10 protein-coding genes are annotated in these 17,575 nt (G+C 68.8%); 7 read left to right on the top strand and 3 right to left on the bottom strand.

Annotated features, from left to right (window positions below):
• The first annotated feature begins 30 nt into the window (after positions 1-30).
• Complete coding sequence (locus OHB00_RS25605) at positions 31-1,062, top strand: alanine racemase (RefSeq protein ID WP_406437901.1); 1,032 nt, start codon at positions 31-33, stop codon at positions 1,060-1,062.
• A gap of 78 nt (positions 1,063-1,140) precedes the next feature.
• Here OHB00_RS25605 and OHB00_RS25610 read toward each other — a convergent pair whose 3' ends face one another.
• Both OHB00_RS25610 and OHB00_RS25615 read right to left on the bottom strand, forming a co-directional pair.
• Complete coding sequence (locus OHB00_RS25610) at positions 1,141-2,640, bottom strand: glycosyltransferase family 87 protein (RefSeq protein WP_406437903.1); 1,500 nt, start codon at positions 2,638-2,640, stop codon at positions 1,141-1,143.
• A 129-nt stretch (positions 2,641-2,769) separates the two neighbouring features.
• Positions 2,770-5,025 (bottom strand): transglycosylase domain-containing protein, encoded by a 2,256-nt coding sequence (locus tag OHB00_RS25615; RefSeq protein WP_406437905.1) that lies wholly within the window; start codon positions 5,023-5,025, stop codon positions 2,770-2,772.
• Positions 5,026-5,771: 746 nt separating this feature from the next.
• On the opposite strand from OHB00_RS25615, the gene OHB00_RS25620 reads away from it, so the two are divergent.
• The 3 genes from OHB00_RS25620 (at position 5,772) to OHB00_RS25630 (ending at position 9,016) form a co-directional block, all read left to right on the top strand.
• Complete coding sequence (locus OHB00_RS25620; RefSeq protein ID WP_406437907.1) at positions 5,772-6,455, top strand: PadR family transcriptional regulator; 684 nt, start codon at positions 5,772-5,774, stop codon at positions 6,453-6,455.
• A gap of 43 nt (positions 6,456-6,498) precedes the next feature.
• Positions 6,499-7,581: an inositol-3-phosphate synthase gene (locus OHB00_RS25625; RefSeq protein ID WP_406437909.1), complete on the top strand. Its 1,083-nt coding sequence runs from the start codon at positions 6,499-6,501 to the stop codon at positions 7,579-7,581.
• 139 nt (positions 7,582-7,720) lie between these two features.
• Complete coding sequence (locus OHB00_RS25630) at positions 7,721-9,016, top strand: MFS transporter (protein ID WP_406437911.1); 1,296 nt, start codon at positions 7,721-7,723, stop codon at positions 9,014-9,016.
• A 99-nt stretch (positions 9,017-9,115) separates the two neighbouring features.
• Here OHB00_RS25630 and OHB00_RS25635 read toward each other — a convergent pair whose 3' ends face one another.
• Entirely contained in the window at positions 9,116-10,582 is a 1,467-nt protein-coding gene (locus tag OHB00_RS25635; RefSeq protein ID WP_406437912.1) for a CCA tRNA nucleotidyltransferase, read from the bottom strand.
• 288 nt (positions 10,583-10,870) lie between these two features.
• Between OHB00_RS25635 and OHB00_RS25640 the strand changes: the two genes are divergently transcribed.
• From OHB00_RS25640 to OHB00_RS25650, 3 genes are all read left to right on the top strand, one after another.
• Positions 10,871-13,351, top strand: a complete 2,481-nt coding sequence (locus tag OHB00_RS25640; protein ID WP_406437914.1) for a DUF6049 family protein — start codon at positions 10,871-10,873, stop codon at positions 13,349-13,351.
• Positions 13,352-13,396: 45 nt separating this feature from the next.
• Positions 13,397-15,733 (top strand): murein biosynthesis integral membrane protein MurJ, encoded by a 2,337-nt coding sequence (gene murJ / locus OHB00_RS25645; protein WP_406437916.1) that lies wholly within the window; start codon positions 13,397-13,399, stop codon positions 15,731-15,733.
• A 119-nt stretch (positions 15,734-15,852) separates the two neighbouring features.
• Positions 15,853-17,574 (top strand): protein kinase family protein, encoded by a 1,722-nt coding sequence (locus OHB00_RS25650; protein ID WP_406437917.1) that lies wholly within the window; start codon positions 15,853-15,855, stop codon positions 17,572-17,574.
• The last annotated feature ends 1 nt before the right edge of the window (position 17,575 follow it).

Consider the following 17,575-nt stretch of genomic DNA (forward strand, 5'->3'; position numbering starts at 1 on the left):
CAGCCACCCAGAAAGGTTCCAGGTCCGGCCATGGCGCTCACGCTCTACGTCGACACCGCGCGCTGGCGGGCGCACCACAAGCACGTGCAGGAGCAGTTCCCGGGCCTGGTCCCGGTCTGCAAGGGCAACGGCTACGGCTTCGGGCACGAGCGACTGGCGGAGGAGGCCACGCGGCTCGGCTCGGACATCCTCGCCGTCGGCACGACGTACGAGGCCGCGCGCATCAAGGACTGGTTCGGCGGCGACCTGCTGGTGCTGACGCCGTACCGGCGCGGCGAGGAGCCGGTGCCGCTGCCCGACCGGGTCATCCGCTCGGTGTCGTCCATCGACGGTGTGTACGGCCTGGTGGGCGCCCGGGTGGTCATCGAGGTGATGTCCACGATGAAGCGGCACGGCATCAGCGAGCAGGACCTGCCGCAGCTGCACTCGGCCATAGAGAACGTCCGCCTGGAGGGCTTCGCCATCCATCTGCCGCTGGACCGCACCGACGGCTCGGACGCGGTCGAGGAGGTCATCGGCTGGATGGACCGGCTGCGCGCGGCCCGGCTGCCGCTGCACACGATGTTCGTCAGCCACCTCAAGGCCGACGAACTCGCCCGGTTGCAGCAGCAGTTCCCGCAGACCCGGTTCCGGGCCCGGATCGGTACCCGGCTGTGGCTCGGGGACCATGACGCGACCGAGTACCGCGGGGCTGTCCTGGACGTCACCCGGGTCGCCAAGGGCGACCGGTTCGGCTACCGGCAGCAGAAGGCAGCCTCTGACGGCTACCTGGTGGTCGTGGCGGGCGGTACGTCGCACGGGGTGGGCCTGGAGGCTCCCAAGGCCCTGCACGGCGTCATGCCGCGCGCCAAGGGCGTCGCACGGGCGGGCCTGGCCACGGTGAACCGGAACCTTTCTCCGTTCGTGTGGGGCGGCAAGCAGCGCTGGTTCGCCGAGCCGCCGCACATGCAGGTGTCGATCCTCTTCGTGCCCTCGGACGCCCCGGAACCGAAGGTCGGCGAGGAGCTGGTGGCCCATCTCCGGCACACCACGACCCAGTTCGACCGTCTCATGGACCGCTGACCGTTCGCAGGACCGCAGAAGGGCCGCACACGGAGTCCGTGTGCGGCCCTTCTCACGACCCAGACCTGCGCTGTTCGCTCAGAGCGAACCACCCGCGGAAGATCGGCTTCCCCATTCCACCTGCGGGCCCTCGAACTGGGAGGCGTGGCGCGGGGGATGAGCCGCCGCGCCGAGCACGAAGACGTCCTCGGCGCCGTCCAGAACCCCGCCAGAAGGATCGTCGTCCCCCGTGCGGCGCACCACGTCCCGCTCGGGCATGAGGATGTCACGCACGACCATGCCGCACAGGTAGAGCGTGCCCAAAAGGTGCACGGCGATGGACCAGTGGTAGCCGTCCGTCGGCAGGCCCTTGTGGGCGTCTCCGCTGGTCGTGTACGCGAGGTACATCCAGATGCCCAGGAAGTACGCCACCTCGCACGCCTGCCAGATCAGGAAGTCGCGCCACTTGGGGCGGGCGAGGACGGCCAGCGGCACCAGCCAGAGCACGTACTGCGGGGAGTAGACCTTGTTGGTGAGGATGAAGGCCGCCACCACCAGGAAGGCCAACTGGGCGAAGCGCGGCCGGCGCGGGGCGGTGAGGGCCAGGGCGGCGATGCCCAGGAAGCAGAGCAGCACCAGGACCGTGGCCGCGGTGTTCACGAAGTCGGTGCTGGGCGGGGTGGTGGTGTTCTGCGCCCAGATCAGCCAGAAGGAGCCGAAGTCGACGCCCCGCTCCTGGCTGAACGTGTAGAACTTCGACCAACCGTCAAAGGCGAAGATCATCACGGGCAGGTTGACGACGAGCCAGGCGGCCACCGCACCGCCCGCGGCGACGAAGAACTCCCGCCATTTGCCCGCGCGCCAGCACAGCAGGAACAGCGGTCCCAGCAGGAACACGGGATACAGCTTGGCGGCCGTGGCAAGCCCCAGGAGGACGCCGAAGGCAAGGGGACGGCTCCGGGACCACATCAGCATCGCCGCGGCCGTCAGAGCGACCGCCAGGAGGTCCCAATTGATGGTGGCGGTCAGGGCGAAGGCGGGTGCCAGCGCGACCAGCAGACCGTCCCAGGGGCGCCGGCGGTGGGTCCGGACCACGCACACCGCGATGACGGCGGCGCACAGCATCAGCATCCCGGCGTTGACGAACCAGTACACCTGCTCCTGGAGCATGATGCTGCCGCTGCCCGGCGTGAGCCATGCGGCCACCTCCATGAACACACCGGTCAGCACCGGGTATTCGAGGTAGTCCATGTCGCCCGGGAGCTTGTCGAAGTACGGCACCAGACCGTCGGCGAAACCGCGCCCCTGGTAGAGGTGCGGGATGTCCGAGTAGCAGGCGTGGGTGTACTGGGAACTCGCGCCGAAGAACCACCCGCTGTCGTAGCAGGGCATCTTCTGCACCATGCCAAGGGCGAACATCCCGACGGCCACGATGACGACCACCCGTAGCGGCGTCCACCACGACGTCCCGAGCAGGGCACGTCGCCCGATGGGGCCGCCGATCAGCTCACTTCCGGCCGCGGCGACCTCGTCTTCCCTGGTCGGCCGCACCGGCTCCGGCTCGCGCACGCCCGCGGGCGTCGTCTCTGCACTGGGCATGGGGCCCATCCTGCCGTACCTCTCTAGGAATACGCCGAGGGCCGCCGCACCTCGCCGGGTGCGGCGGCCCATGTTTCACGTGAAACAGACTTCGGCGGGTGAAATAGTCACCAACCGGTCAGAACGCGGCTAGCCGCCCGTTCCTCCGAAGAGGTTCCCTCCGCCGTTGGCATTGCCTCTGGTGTTGCCTTCGCCGGTCGTATCCGTGGCCGTCGGCGAGGACGTCGTACCCGATGTGCCGCCGGTGTTGCCGCCGTCGGTCGAGCAGTTCCAGGCGAACTGGCAGGTCTCCGTCGCCGTGGGCGACGGCGCGGTGACCGTCTCGCTGGGCGTGGCGCTCGGCGTATCGCTGGGCGTCTCACTCGGCGTGATGCTGACGGTCGGCGTCGGAGAGGGAGCCCCCGCCTCGTCGGCGATCTCGCCGACCTTGGTGGCCTCCGGGAAGCCCGGGTCGCTCTTGCCCTTCAGCGCGGACTTCATGTACTCGGTCCACACCGAGGTCGGGATGTCACCACCGTGGATGGACGCCACGCCGGCGGTGCCGTTCATGGAGAGCAGCTCGGCGTCCTTCGGGTTCTCACGGAACATCGCCACCGACGTGGCCAGCTGCTGGGTGTAGCCGACGAACCAGGCGGACTTGTTGCTGTCGGTGGTACCGGTCTTGCCCGCCGCCGTACGGCCCAGGGCCTTGGCGTTGGTACCCGTACCGTTCTGGATGACGTTCTCCAGGGTGTCCGTGACGTTGTTCGCGATGTTCTCGGGCATCGCGGTGGTGACCTTCGGCTTGCTGAAGCCCTGCAGGTCGGCTCCGTCTTGCTTGACCTCGGTCACCGAATACGGGTCCGCGTGCTTGCCTGAGGCGGCGAAGGTCGCGTAGGCGTCGGCCATGCGGATCGCGCTCGGAGTCGAGGTACCGAGGGCGAAGGACGGGTTGAGGGTCGCGAAGCTGCTGTCGAGGATGCCGGACCGGCTGGCCACGTCCCGCACGTGTGACATGCCGACGTCCCAGCCGAGCTGTACGAAGGGCGTGTTGATCGACTGCTCCATCGCCTTGCGCAGGGTGATGTATCCCCAGCGATAGTTGCTCTCGTTGTTCTGGAAGAACGTCGAGCCGTCCTTGTTCAGGACGGCGGTGCCGTCCTCGTTCATGACCTTGAGATGGTCGTTGCCGTTGTACTTGCTCAGCGGCGAGACGCCTTCGGGGGAGGACTTGTAGGTGCCGTACTGCATGGCGGCGGCCAGGACGAACGGCTTCCACGTCGAACCGACGGGGACACCGGAGGTGTCGGCGTTGTTGGTGAAGTGGTTGTTCTCGTAGCCGGCACCGCCGTACAGGGCGACGATCGCGCCGTCGTTGGGCACCACCGACGCGGCACCGAACTGGACGTACTTGTCCTTGTCCCGGTTCTTCGGATCCAGACGCGCCTTCTGGACCTTCTCCACGGCCGCGCTCAGCGCGTTGACCTTGTCCTTCTGGAAGGTCGTGTAGATCTGGAAGCCGCCCTGGTCGAACTGTGCCTCCGTGATGTTGGAGTGCGCGAGGACGTACTTCTTGGCCGTGTCGGCGAGGTAGCTGATCTGGCCGGTCATGCCCTTGATCGCCTTACGGCCCTGGGGCATCGGGTACTTCTTGACGGCTTCCTGGTACTGGGCGTCGGTGAGGTGCTGGTCCTTGTGCATCTCCTCAAGGATCCAGGACCAGCGGTCGTGCGAGCGCTGGTAGTTGGCCTCCTTGGTGGCCGCGGGGTCGATGTCCGGGTTGCCCGCGGGGTCGTAGTACGTGGCGCCCTTGAGCAGGGCCGCGAGAACCGCGCACTGGCTCGGCTGAAGGTCCTTCGCGTCCACGCCGTAGTAGGTCTGCGCGGCGGCCTGGATGCCGTAGGCGCCACGACCGAAGTACGAGGTGTTCAGATAGCCCTGGAGGATCTGCTGCTTGGTGAGCTTGGTGCCCACCTTGATGGAGATGAACATCTCCTTGAACTTCCGCGAGATCGTCTGGTCCTGGCTGAGGTAGGTGTTCTTGACGAACTGCTGGGTGATCGTCGAACCACCCTGCGTCTCACCACCCCGGGCCATGTTGACCAGCGCGCGGGCGATACCCATGGGGTCGACGCCCGAGTCCGAGTAGAAGCTCTTGTTCTCGGCCGAGATCACGGCGTTCTGCATGGCCTCCGGGATCTGGTCGATGGTGACGTTCTGCCGGTTCGCGCCCGTGCCCGTGGCGACCATCTGGTCGCCGTTGGACCAGTAGTAGACGTTGTTCTGGGACTTGGCCGCGTCGTTCTCGTTGGGGATGGTCACCATCGCGTAGCTGACGCCGACCAACGCCACCAGGCTGCCGAAGAAGGTGATGCACAGCCCGGAGACGAGCTTCCAGGACGGCACCCAGCGTCGCCAGCCGAATCTGTTCGCCCTGGGGTAGTCGATGAGGCGCTTTCTGCCGGGCGCGGTCGAAGCGCGGCCTCTGCCGCGCCCTGGCCCGGCGGGACCGCCCGGACCGCGACTCCCGTTGTCGGCCGTTCTGCGACGGCTGTTTCCCGTGCTTCTCTGCGCCGCCCGGCGTGCCTCGGCACGGCCACCGTACGGGCGCTCCTCACCTCCCGGGACCGAGTCCGACCCATAGGAGCTGGACCCATAGGAGTCGGAAAGAGACCCGGTGGCGCCTCGCGGTGCCGCACGGCGGCCGGAGGACGGTTCGGACTGGCCGCGTCGGGCCGCGGCACGTCCGCCTCCCTGCGGCGGCGGCGGTTTGCGACGGTGCTCGCTCATCGAACGATTACTCCTCGGGCAGGCGCACCCGTGGGCGCCTGGAACGGCGGCTGATTTCCGGTCCCCCCCAAATACGGATGTGGTCGGTCCTGCATTCACCCGTACTGCACCGGGGACGTGGACGCTCCCCAGGCGTCCCTTGGTTCCCGGTGGTGTGCATGCCGCACAGACTACGCACCGCCAAAACCCGCCGAGCCCTGAAGTTCACCCCAAATCAGGCAACTTACCTCCTACGAATCGGTGATGTGATCCCGTTCACCGTCGCTCCTCTTGTCGCACGGGGAAGGCCGATCTATCGTCGGGATGTATCGAGTCGATACATCAGAGCGACATAAGCGAGCCGCGGACGAGAGGAGGCGACCATGAGCCGGCGCTCCGGCATCCTTGAGTTCGCCGTCCTCGGCCTGCTGCGCGAGTCGCCGATGCACGGCTATGAGCTGCGGAAACGGCTCAACACGTCGCTGGGCGTGTTCCGTGCGTTCAGCTACGGGACGCTCTACCCCTGCCTCAAGACGCTGCTCGCCAACGGCTGGTTGATCGAGGAGCCGGGGAACACCGCCGAGGACGCCCTCGCCGCGCCGCTCGCCGGCCGCCGCGCCAAAATCGTCTACCGGTTGACGGCCGAAGGTAAGGAGCACTTCGAGGAGCTCCTGTCCCAGACCGGCCCCGACGCGTACGAGGACGAGCACTTCGCGGCGCGGTTCGCCTTCTTCGGGCAGACCTCGCGCGATGTGCGGATGCGGGTGCTGGAGGGCCGCCGCAGCCGGCTGGAGGAGCGTCTGGAGAAGATGCGCGTCTCGCTGGCACGCACCCGGGAGCGCCTCGACGACTACACGCTTGAGCTCCAGCGCCACGGGATGGAGTCCGTGGAGCGCGAAGTGCGCTGGCTGAACGAGCTCATCGAGAGCGAGCGGGCCGGGCGGGACCTGAAGGGTCCCGCTTCGGGGGGGGCCGCTCAGCAGAACACCACCAATGGAGCGCCGGGCGTCCTGCCCCGGTCCGGGGATCTCCCTGGACCGGATACGCCCGACGACACCGCCACGTGAGTCCCGTTCAGGGCCTCACTCGTACACACAGGGAGCAACCGGAATGGGTTCGGTTCGCGTAGCCGTCGTCGGCGTGGGCAACTGCGCCGCGTCGCTGGTACAGGGAGTCGAGTACTACAAGGACGCCGATCCGGCGTCCAAGGTCCCCGGCCTGATGCACGTGCAGTTCGGCGAGTACCACGTCAAGGACATCGAGTTCGTCGCCGCGTTCGACGTGGACGCCAAGAAGGTCGGCCTCGACCTCGCGGACGCCATCGGCGCCTCCGAGAACAACACCATCAAGATCTGCGACGTCCCCAACACCGGCGTGACCGTTCAGCGCGGCCACACCCTCGACGGCCTCGGCAAGTACTACCGCCTGACCATCGAGGAGTCCGAGGCCGAGCCGGTCGACGTCGTCCAGATCCTCAAGGACAAGCAGGTCGACGTCCTCGTCTGCTACCTGCCCGTCGGCTCCGAGGACGCGGCGAAGTTCTACGCCCAGTGCGCCATCGACGCCAAGGTCGCCTTCGTCAACGCCCTCCCGGTCTTCATCGCCGGCACCAAGGAGTGGGCGGACAAGTTCACCGAGGCCGGTGTGCCGATCGTCGGTGACGACATCAAGTCGCAGGTCGGCGCCACCATCACGCACCGCGTGATGGCGAAGCTGTTCGAGGACCGGGGCGTCATCCTGGACCGCACGATGCAGCTGAACGTCGGCGGCAACATGGACTTCAAGAACATGCTGGAGCGCGAGCGCCTGGAGTCCAAGAAGATCTCCAAGACGCAGGCCGTCACCTCCCAGATCCCCGACCGGGACCTCGGCGAGAAGAACGTCCACATCGGCCCGTCCGACTACGTCGCCTGGCTCGATGACCGCAAGTGGGCGTACGTCCGTCTGGAGGGCCGCGCCTTCGGTGACGTCCCGCTGAACCTGGAGTACAAGCTCGAAGTCTGGGACTCCCCGAACTCCGCGGGTGTCATCATCGACGCCGTGCGCGCCGCGAAGATCGCCAAGGACCGTGGCATCGGCGGACCGATCCTCTCCGCGTCCAGCTACTTCATGAAGTCCCCGCCGGTCCAGTACTTCGACGACGAGGCCCGCGAGAACGTGGAGAAGTTCATCCGCGGCGACGTCGAGCGCTGACCCGGCACACCGCCGGACGCTGAAGCTCCATAGATCAAGCTCGCCAAAAAACGCTCCTGCCAGGGCTCAAGGGGTCCCCGGGTCATACGATCCGGGGACCCTTCTCCTGCGCGCGGCCCCATATGTGAGGCTGTGCCCCATGCCCGTCGTCCGCGACCTGCGTGTCCTGCTGCGCCTGCGGAACTTCCGCCGTCTACTCGTCATACGCCTGCTCTCCCAGGGGGCCGACGGCGTCTACCAGGTCGCCCTCGCCGCCTACGTCGTCTTCTCCCCGGAGAAGCAGACCTCGCCGGCCGCCATCGCCTCGGCCATGGCCGTCCTGCTTCTCCCGTACTCCCTCGTGGGCCCCTTCGCCGGCGTCCTGCTGGACCGCTGGCGGCGGCGCCAGGTCTTCCTCTACGGCAATCTGCTGCGGGCCCTGCTGGCCGCGGCCACCGGCGTCCTCATGGTCAGCCACGTCCCCGACTGGCTCTTCTACGCCTCCGCCCTGTGCGTCACGGCCGTCAACCGCTTCGTACTTTCGGGTTTGTCCGCCGCGCTACCACGAGTGGTCGACACTGACCGGCTGGTGCTCGCCAACTCACTGTCCCCGACCGCCGGCACTCTCGCCGCGACTGCCGGCGGCGGCCTCGCCTTCGCTGTACGGCTGGTCGCCTCGGATTCCGATGCCGCGGTTGTAGTGCTGGGCGCCACGCTGTACCTGTGCGCGGCCCTCGCCTCCCTGACCATGGCCCCCGACCTTCTCGGCCCGGACCGGCATCCCAGTCAGCCGAGTCTGCGAATAGCCGTGATCAGCACCGCCCGTGACCTGCTGGAGGCGCTACGGCATCTCGCCGCGCCCCGGCGCCGTGAGGCGGCCTGGGCGCTGGCCAGCATGACCGCGATGCGCTTCTGCTACGGCGCACTGCTCGTCCTGGTGCTGATGCTGTGCCGGTACGCCCTCGCCTCCGACCCGGCCGACGGACTCGGACTGCTGGGGCTGGCTCTGGGGGTCTCCGGCGCGGGCTTCTTCGCCGCCGCCGTGGTGACGCCGTGGACGGCGGGGCGCTTCGGCCCCGGCCGCTGGATCGTCGTGTGCGCCGCGTCCGCCGCCGTACTGGAGCCCGCCCTCGGCCTCCCGTTCACGACCCTCCCCATGCTCATCGCCGCCTTCGTCCTGGGACTCATCACCCAGGGCGCGAAGATCGCCACGGACACCATCGTGCAGTCGTCCGTCGACGACGCTTTCCGCGGCCGGATCTTCTCCGTGTACGACGTGCTCTTCAACGTCGCCTTCGTCGGGGCCGCCGCCGTGGCCGCGCTGATGCTCCCGCCGGACGGCCGCTCCTCGGTCCTCGTCATCACGGTCGCCGTGGTCTACGCAGCCGTCGCTGTGGCCATGGCCCGCTTCGAGCACGATCGCCGGCCACAACAGAATCACCCAGCGCCACAGTGACCAAGAGAAAGAGGCGATGTTTCACGTGAAACATCGCCTCGTGCTGCTGCGTCGCGACCGGGTCATGTTTCACGTGAAACATGACCCCGCTCCGCGTCATCAGCTCTGCTCAGCCCACCACTCCTTGAGTGCGGCCACTGCGGCGTCGTGGTGCATCGGGCCGTTCTCCAGCCGCAGCTCCAGCATGTGCTTGTAGGCCTTGCCGACCTCCGGGCCGGGGCGGATACCCAGAATCTCCATGATCTGGTTGCCGTCGAGGTCCGGGCGGATCGCGTCGAGCTCCTCCTTCTCCTGGAGTTCGGCGATGCGCTCCTCCAAGCCGTCATAGGCACGGGAGAGCGCCACGGCCTTCCGCTTGTTGCGGGTGGTGCAGTCGGACCGGGTGAGCTTGTGCAGTCGGTCCAGCAGCGGACCCGCGTCGCGGACGTAGCGGCGGACCGCCGAGTCAGTCCACTCCCCGGTGCCGTAGCCGTGGAAGCGCAGATGGAGTTCGACCAGCTGCGAGACGTCCTTCACCAGCTCGTTGGAGTACTTCAACGCCGTCATGCGCTTCTTGGTCATCTTCGCTCCGACCACCTCGTGGTGGTGGAACGAGACCCGGCCGTCGTTCTCGAAGCGGCGAGTGCGCGGCTTGCCGATGTCGTGCAGCAGCGCGGCGAGGCGGAGGGTGAGGTCAGGCCCGTTCCCCTCCAGCGCCATGGCCTGCTCCAGGACGATCAGCGTGTGGTCGTAGACGTCCTTGTGCCGGTGGTGCTCGTCGCTCTCCAGGCGCAGGGCGGGCAGCTCGGGCAGGACATGGTCGGCGAGGCCGGTGTCGACGAGCAGGGTCAGTCCCTTACGGGGGTGGGCCGAGAGGACCAGCTTGTTCAGCTCGTCCCGGACCCGCTCGGCCGAGACGATCTCCAGCCGTCCGGCCATGTCCTTCATCGCCGCGACGACCTCGGGGGCCACCTCGAAGTCGAGCTGGGCGGCAAAGCGGGCGGCCCGCATCATCCGCAGTGGGTCGTCCGAGAAGGATTCCTCCGGAGTCCCCGGGGTGCGCAGCACCCGCTGTGCCAGGTCTTCCAGACCGCCGTGCGGATCGATGAACTCCTTCTCCGGCAGCGCCACCGCCATCGCGTTGACCGTGAAGTCACGGCGGACGAGGTCCTCCTCGATGGACTCCCCGTACGACACCTCGGGCTTGCGCGAGGTCCGGTCGTAGGCCTCGGACCGGTAGGTGGTCACCTCGATCTGGAAGTGCCTGGTGTCGTCTCCGACACGGGCCTCCTTCTGCACACCGACGGTGCCGAAGGCGATCCCGACCTCCCAGACGGCGTCCGCCCAGGGCCGGACGATCTTCAGCACGTCTTCGGGGCGGGCGTCGGTCGTGAAGTCCAGGTCGTTGCCGAGCCGGCCCAGCAGCGCGTCCCGGACCGAGCCGCCGACCAGGGCAAGCGAGAACCCGGCCTCCTGGAATCGGCGGGCGAGATCGTCGGCGACGGGCGCCACCCGCAGCAGTTCGCTCACCGCGCGCTGCTGCGCCTGGCTCAGGGCAGAGGGAGTGTCTTCGTTGGCGTTCGGCACAACAGAACAGGGTACGTGCCCCGGACGGTCCGAAGCGCCTCCATATTCCGGCAGCGCCCCAGGTGAGGCCTCGCCGCGGAGAGGGTGGGACAGCTCACTCCGTACCCGAACAAGCAGAGCGATCGCCGCTTAACAGAGTCTCACGGCAATACTGGATAAAGGGGACGGTCCGATCTGCTCTCCCGATCTTGTGAAGCGGACCGCGGCACTTCCGTTCAGCGCGCCTCGTTACCATGCGTGGACGCACATTCCGACGACCACTGACGACGACGAGGGACGGACGAGCGCGTGGCCGAGGCGGCAGACTTCCAGGGGACGCCCTCACCTGCCCGCCGCTGGCTGCGGCGCACCGGGGCACTGCTCGCGGGTGCGCCCCTGCTGGCCGGACTGATGCAGCTGCCGGCCGCGGCGCCGGCGCAGGCGGCCGGCTCGGACACCGTGTCCGTCGCCCTGGACTCGCTGAGCCCCAGCGCCCCCACCGACGGGGACACGCTGACGGTCTCCGGCACGGTGACCAACAACAGCAAGCAGGCGGTCACGGACGCACACGTGGACCTGCGGGTGGGCTCCCTGCTCAGCACGCGCTCCGAGATCGACACGGCCGCCCGGCACTCCGACGACCTCCAGTCGAGCCTGGGCACGGATGTCGGCGGCAAGTACACCGAGGACTTCGACTCGCTCGGCCCGGGGGTCGCGGAGCATTTCAGCATCGCCGTGCCGGTCGACAAGCTCGACCTCGGCCAGGACGGCGTGTACCAGTTCGGGGTCTCGCTGTCCGGCAAGACGTCCACGCAGCAGTGGGACCAGGTCCTCGGCATCCAGCGGACGTTCCTGCCGTGGCAGTCCTCCGAGGCCGACACGAAGACGAAGACGACATATCTGTGGCCGCTGATCTCCACCGTCCATGTGACGGCGAAGACCGGCGCGGGTGAGCTGCAGACGCCCGTCTTCGAGAACGACGACCTCGCCAAGGAGATCTCACCCGGCGGCCGGCTGGCCCAGATGCTGGCGCTCGGCAAGGACCTGGACGTCACCTGGGTGATCGACCCGGATCTGCTGGCCTCCGTGGACGCGATGACCGGCAACTACCGGATCCAGGGCAACGGCACCACCACCACGGCCGGCACCCACCAGGCGGCGGCCAAGCAGTTCCTGGACGACCTGCAGGACGCGGTGGCGGACAAGGAGGTGGTGGCCCTTCCCTTCGCCGACCCGGACCTGGCCTCCCTCGCTCACAACGGCACCAGCGTGACCGGCTCGCTGAGCCACCTCAAGGACGCCACCGACGTCGCCGCCACCACCGTCACGACCGTGCTCCATGTCACACCGAACACCGACTTCGCGTGGCCCGTGGAAGGCGCCGTCGACCCCTCGATCATCAAGGTCGCCACCTCGGGGGGCGCGGACAAGGTGATCGCCCGCAGCGACAGCCTCCAGGAGACGGGCGGGCTGACCTACACGCCTTCGGCGGCGCGCCCGATCGGCGGCGGCACGACGGCGGTGGTCGCCGACGCCCGCATGTCCACGGCGTTCGAGGGCGATCTGACCAACGCCGACTCGGCCACTCTCGCGGTGCAGCAGTTCCTCGCGCAGAGCCTGGCGCTGAACACCCAGACGGGCAAGCAGCGCAGCATCGTCGTCGCCCCGCAGCGGATGCCGTCGGCGAGCCAGGCCCAGGCGATGGCGACGGCGATCACGGCCCTGCAGGACAGCAACTGGTCGCAGTCCCAGGACCTCTCGGCGGCCGCCAAGGCCAAGCCCGACCCCGGCGCGACCACGAAGATCCCCTCGTCGTCCGCGTACCCGTCCTCGCTGCGCAAGCAGGAGCTGCCCCGGACGGCCTTCGAACAGATCGCCCGAACCCAGGACAAGCTCGACAACTTCCAGGTGATCCTCACCGACGAGTCCCGGGTGGTGACCCCCTTCGGGCGGGCCATAAACCGCGAGATGTCCACGTCGTGGCGGGGCCGGGGCAGCGCGGCGGACAGTTTCCGCACGAACGTGGAGTCCTGGCTGGACGACCTCATCGGCCAGGTCAAGCTGATCGACAAGTCCGAGACCAAGCTCTCCGGACGCAGCGCCACCATCCCGGTGACCGTCCAGAACAACCTGGTCCAGGGCGTCGGCCACCTCGTCCTGCGACTCACCTCGACCATGCCGACCCGACTGGAGATCGGCGGCAAGCCCTACTACGAGCAGCCCGTCGATGTCTCCGGCGGCCACAGCCAGTCCGTGAAGTTCTCCACTTCGGCCAATGCCAACGGCCGGGTGGAGGTCACCGCCCAGCTGTACACCGAGGACGGCCAGGAGTACGGCGCACCCGTCAGGTTCGACGTGAAGGTCACCGAGGTCACACCGACGGTGATGCTGGTCATCGGCGGCGGTGTGCTGCTGCTGGTGCTCGCCGGCTTCCGGATGTACACCCAGCGCAAGCGGGCGGCCGCCCGGCGGGCCGAGGAGGACGACGGCCCCGACGAGGCGGACGAGGACACCCCGGACGCTCCCGGCGCCCCCGGCACTCCGGCCGACCCCGAGACTCCCGGCACCCCCGAGACTCCCGATGGCCCGGAGACACCCGCCGCCCCGGAGACCAAGACCTCAGAGGGCACCGACGGGCCGGGGAACCCCGCTGCGCACGGGGATCGTCTCCAGGAGGAGTCCGTCGGCCGGTCCCGGGCAGACGACCCGGAGCAGCCGAGTGACCCGACACCGGACACCGCACCGGAAAGCGCCGACCCGTCCGAGACGGGTGAGAGAGTGGACCGTTGAGCGATGTCGTGGCCGGTGGGCCCGGGACGATGAGGTGGGGTAACCATGAACGCGCCGTACGACGGTGAACGCGGCCAGGGCGCGGCCGGTTCGGGCTACCCCGAGCCGCCGCCGGAGCCCGGCCAGGTCCCGCCGCAGCACGCGGCTGACATGTACCTCCAGGACGCCTACGACCAGGACCCCTACCGTGCGCGGGACCTCTCCGCCCAGGACCCGGTCGCCGAGGCGCTCTACGACCGTGCCGCGCACCCCCCGCCGGCTCCGGGCAGCTACCCGCAGCAGCCGCTGTACGGGCAGCCCGCCCAGTCTCCGTACGCCCCCGACCCGCATGTGTGGGCCCAGACGCCGGCGCCGGAGCCGGACGGCCCGAGCCAGTACCTGCCGTATGGCGACGATCCGCGCACGACCCAGTTCGTGGGCGTGGACGACCTGGTCTCGAACTCCGGTGAGGAGCGCCACGAGCCGGACGCCTTCGCACATCTCTTCCGCGATCAGCAGCAGAGCGGCTTCCGTGACCAGCAGCAGAGCGGGTACCGGGAGCCGCAGCAGAGCGGGTACCGGGAGCCGCAGCAGGGCGGCGGTCAGCTGCCGCCGGAGCCCCCGGCGGTGCCGGGTCCGGCGGCCGCCCCGGGTGGGCCGGCGCAGGTGCCGCCGTACCAGGCCCCGCCGGCTCCGGCTGCCGCGGTCGACCAGACGCTGAACCTCGGTGCCGTCCCCGCCGCGGCTGCGGTGCCCGTCCCCGCGAAGAAGGGCGGAAAGGCCGGGGGCCTGCTCAAGTCGAGCGCCGTGATGGCGGCGGGCACGATGGTCTCCCGCCTCACCGGCTTCGTCCGCTCCGCGCTGATCGTGTCCGCGCTCGGCGTCGGCCTGCTCGGTGACACCTTCCAGGTCGCCTACCAGCTGCCGACGATGATCTACATCCTGACCGTCGGCGGCGGCCTCAACTCGGTCTTCGTGCCGCAGCTGGTGCGCGCCATGAAGGAGGACGAGGACGGCGGCGAGGCCTTCGCCAACCGTCTGCTGACCCTCGTCATGGTGGCGCTGGGCCTGCTCACCGCGGCCACCATCGCGGCTGCGCCCTTCCTCATCCGTCTGCTGTCCGACTCGGTCGCCAGCGACCCGGCGGCCAACCAGGTCGGCATCACCTTCGTCCGCTACTTCCTGCCCTCGATCTTCTTCATGGGCATCCACGTGGTGATGGGTCAGATCCTCAACGCGCGGGGCAAGTTCGGCGCGATGATGTGGACCCCGGTCCTCAACAACATCGTCATCATCGTCACCCTCGGCCTGTTCATCTGGGTGTACGGCACGGCCGCGCACTCGGGTATGAAGGTCACCACGATCCCGCCGGAAGGCCAGCGGCTGCTCGGCCTCGGTGTACTGCTCGGCCTCATGGTCCAGGCCCTGGCGATGATCCCCTACCTGCGCGAGACCGGGTTCCGGCTGCGGCTGCGCTTCGACTGGAGGGGCCACGGCCTCGGCAAGGCCGCCACGCTCGCCAAGTGGACCGTGCTGTTCGTGCTCGCCAACCAGGCGGGCGCGCTCGTCGTCTCCCAGCTGTCGACCTCGGCCGGCAAGAGCTCCCCGGTCGACGGCACCGGCTTCGCCGCCTACGCCAACGCCCAGCTGATCTGGGGTCTGCCGCAGGCCATCATCACGGTCTCCCTCATGGCCGCCCTGCTGCCGCGGATCTCCCGCTCGGCCGCCGAGAACGACACGGGCGCCGTCCGCGACGACATCTCCCAGGGCCTCAGGACGACCGCCGTCGCGATCGTCCCCATCGCCTTCGGGTTCCTGGCCCTCGGCATCCCGATGTGCACCCTGATCTTCGGTTCCTCGGGCATCAGCGAGGCCACCAACATGGGATACATGCTGATGGCCTTCGCCCTCGGCCTGATCCCCTACTCGGTGCAGTACGTGGTCCTGCGCGCGTTCTACGCGTACGAAGACACCCGTACGCCCTTCTACAACACGGTGATCGTCGCGGCGGTCAACGCGGGTGCCTCGGTCACCTGTTACCTGCTGCTCCCGGCCCGCTGGGCGGTGGCCGGCATGGCCGCCTCCTACGGCCTGGCCTACGCGATCGGCGTGGGGGTCGCCTGGCGGCGGCTGCGCAAGCGGCTCGGCGGCGACCTGGACGGCTCCCGGGTCACCCGCACCTACGCGAGGCTCTGCATCGCCTCCGTACCGGCGGCGGTGCTCAGTGGTGCGGCCTGCTACGGCATCGGCCACACTCTGGGGCAGGGTGTGATCGGTTCCTTCGCCGCGCTGCTGGCCGGCGGAGCCGTACTGCTCGGCGTCTTCTACGTCGCCGCGCGCCGCATGCGCATCGAGGAGCTCAACTCCCTCGTGGGTATGGTGCGCGGGCGTCTGGGGCGCTGAGGCGGGGGTAAGCGCACAACCATCGTTCGCCGCCGCGTGTCGTGCATAGCGGGGGACTGTGGGCACAATTGGTTTCGGCGTCGGACAGCGTGCAACGGATGGGGAGGCAGGGAACGACGGTGGCGGAACGGAGCACGGCTGCCGTCGACGTGGCAGACAACAGCGGTGACGAGCCGCTGACCGCCAAGGCGGACCAGTCCACGGCCGACGGGGTGGCCCAGAACCCGGAGCGGGACACGGACAGCGACGAGGCACAGGGAAGCGGCACAAACGCGGGTGCTGAGAAGAAGCCCTCACCCCCGGAACTGCACAGCGGCCACAAGCTGGCCAGACGCTACCGCCTTGAGGAGTGCGTCACCCGTCTGGACGGATTCAGCAGTTGGCGCGCGGTCGACGAGAAACTTCGCCGTGCCGTCGGCGTCCACATCCTGCCCGCTGATCATCCGCGGACCCGTGCTGTGCTGGCTGCCGCCCGCTCGGCGGCGCTGCTGGGCGACCCCAGGTTCGTGCAGGTCCTGGACGCCGTCGAGGAGAACGACCTCGTCTACGTGGTGCACGAGTGGCTGCCGGACGCCACGGAGCTGACCGCGCTGCTCGCGGCCGGACCGCTGGAGCCGCACGACGCCTACCAGATGGTCAGTCAGATCGCCTCGGCCATGGCGGCCGCGCACCGCGAGGGCCTGGCCCATCTCCGCCTCAACCCGAACGCCGTGCTGCGCGCCTCCACCGGCCAGTGGCGCATCCGCGGCCTCGCGGTGAACGCGGCGCTGCGCGGCATCAGTTCGGACACCCCCCAGCGCACCGACACCGAGGCGATCGGCGCCCTGCTGTACGCGGCGCTGACCCAGCGCTGGCCGTACGAGAGCGACGCCTACGGTCTGGCCGGTCTGCCCAAGGACATCGGTCTGATCGCCCCCGACCAGGTGCGGGCCGGTGTCCACCGCGGCCTGTCCGAGCTCGCCATGCGGGCTCTGGTCAACGACGGCGCGACCGCCTCCCGCCACGAGTCCGCGTGCACCACGCCGGAGGAACTGGTGAAGGCGATCGGCGAGATGCCCCGCATCCGCCCGCCGGAGCCGGCGTTCACTGCACCGCCCGAGTACCAGCGCACCACGTACCAGCAGGGCACCTACGGCCGCCCCACGCCTCCCGGCGCGACGCAGCCCATCCAGGCCCCGCCGCTCCCGCTCCAGAGCCGCACCGGCAAGGCGCTGAAGTGGGCCGTCTCGGCCCTCCTCATCGCCGCCCTGGGCCTGGGCAGCTGGCAGCTCGCGGACGCCCTGATGGACCAGGGCGACAAGCCCGGCGACACCACCAACACCCAGACGACGGACGACGGCGACAAGAACAGCGCCAGCCCCGCGCCCGCCGCCACGATAAAGATCCAGAACGCACAGGAGTACGTCGCCGAGGGCGACGCCCAGCACCCGAACGACGTCAAGAAGACGTACGACGGCAGCACTTCGACGTACTGGAGGACCAACACCTTCGTGAGCGGTCCGAAGCTGGCGCCGTACAAGCCGGGTGTGGGAATCGTCTACGACCTGGGCTCCGCGAAGGAACTCGCCACGGGAACCATCTCCCTTCGCTACTCTGGCGATCACACAACGATCGCGCTGTACGCCGCCGACTCGCTGAACCCGGGGTCGATCAGCTCGATGACGCAGATCGGCAGTGTCACCACCACCGGGAACACCGCCACGGTGAAGGTCAGCAAGAAGCTGAAGAGCCAGTACGTGCTCGTGTGGATCACCGCCGTACCGCATTCGGGCGCGGACCCCGACGCGTACGCACAAGCCGGCTACAAGCAGGCCGTCACCGAAGTGAAGTTCACAGGCTGAC

The sequence above is a fragment of the Streptomyces sp. NBC_00631 genome, assembly GCF_045206895.1.
Taxonomy (GTDB): Bacteria; Actinomycetota; Actinomycetes; order Streptomycetales; family Streptomycetaceae; genus Streptomyces.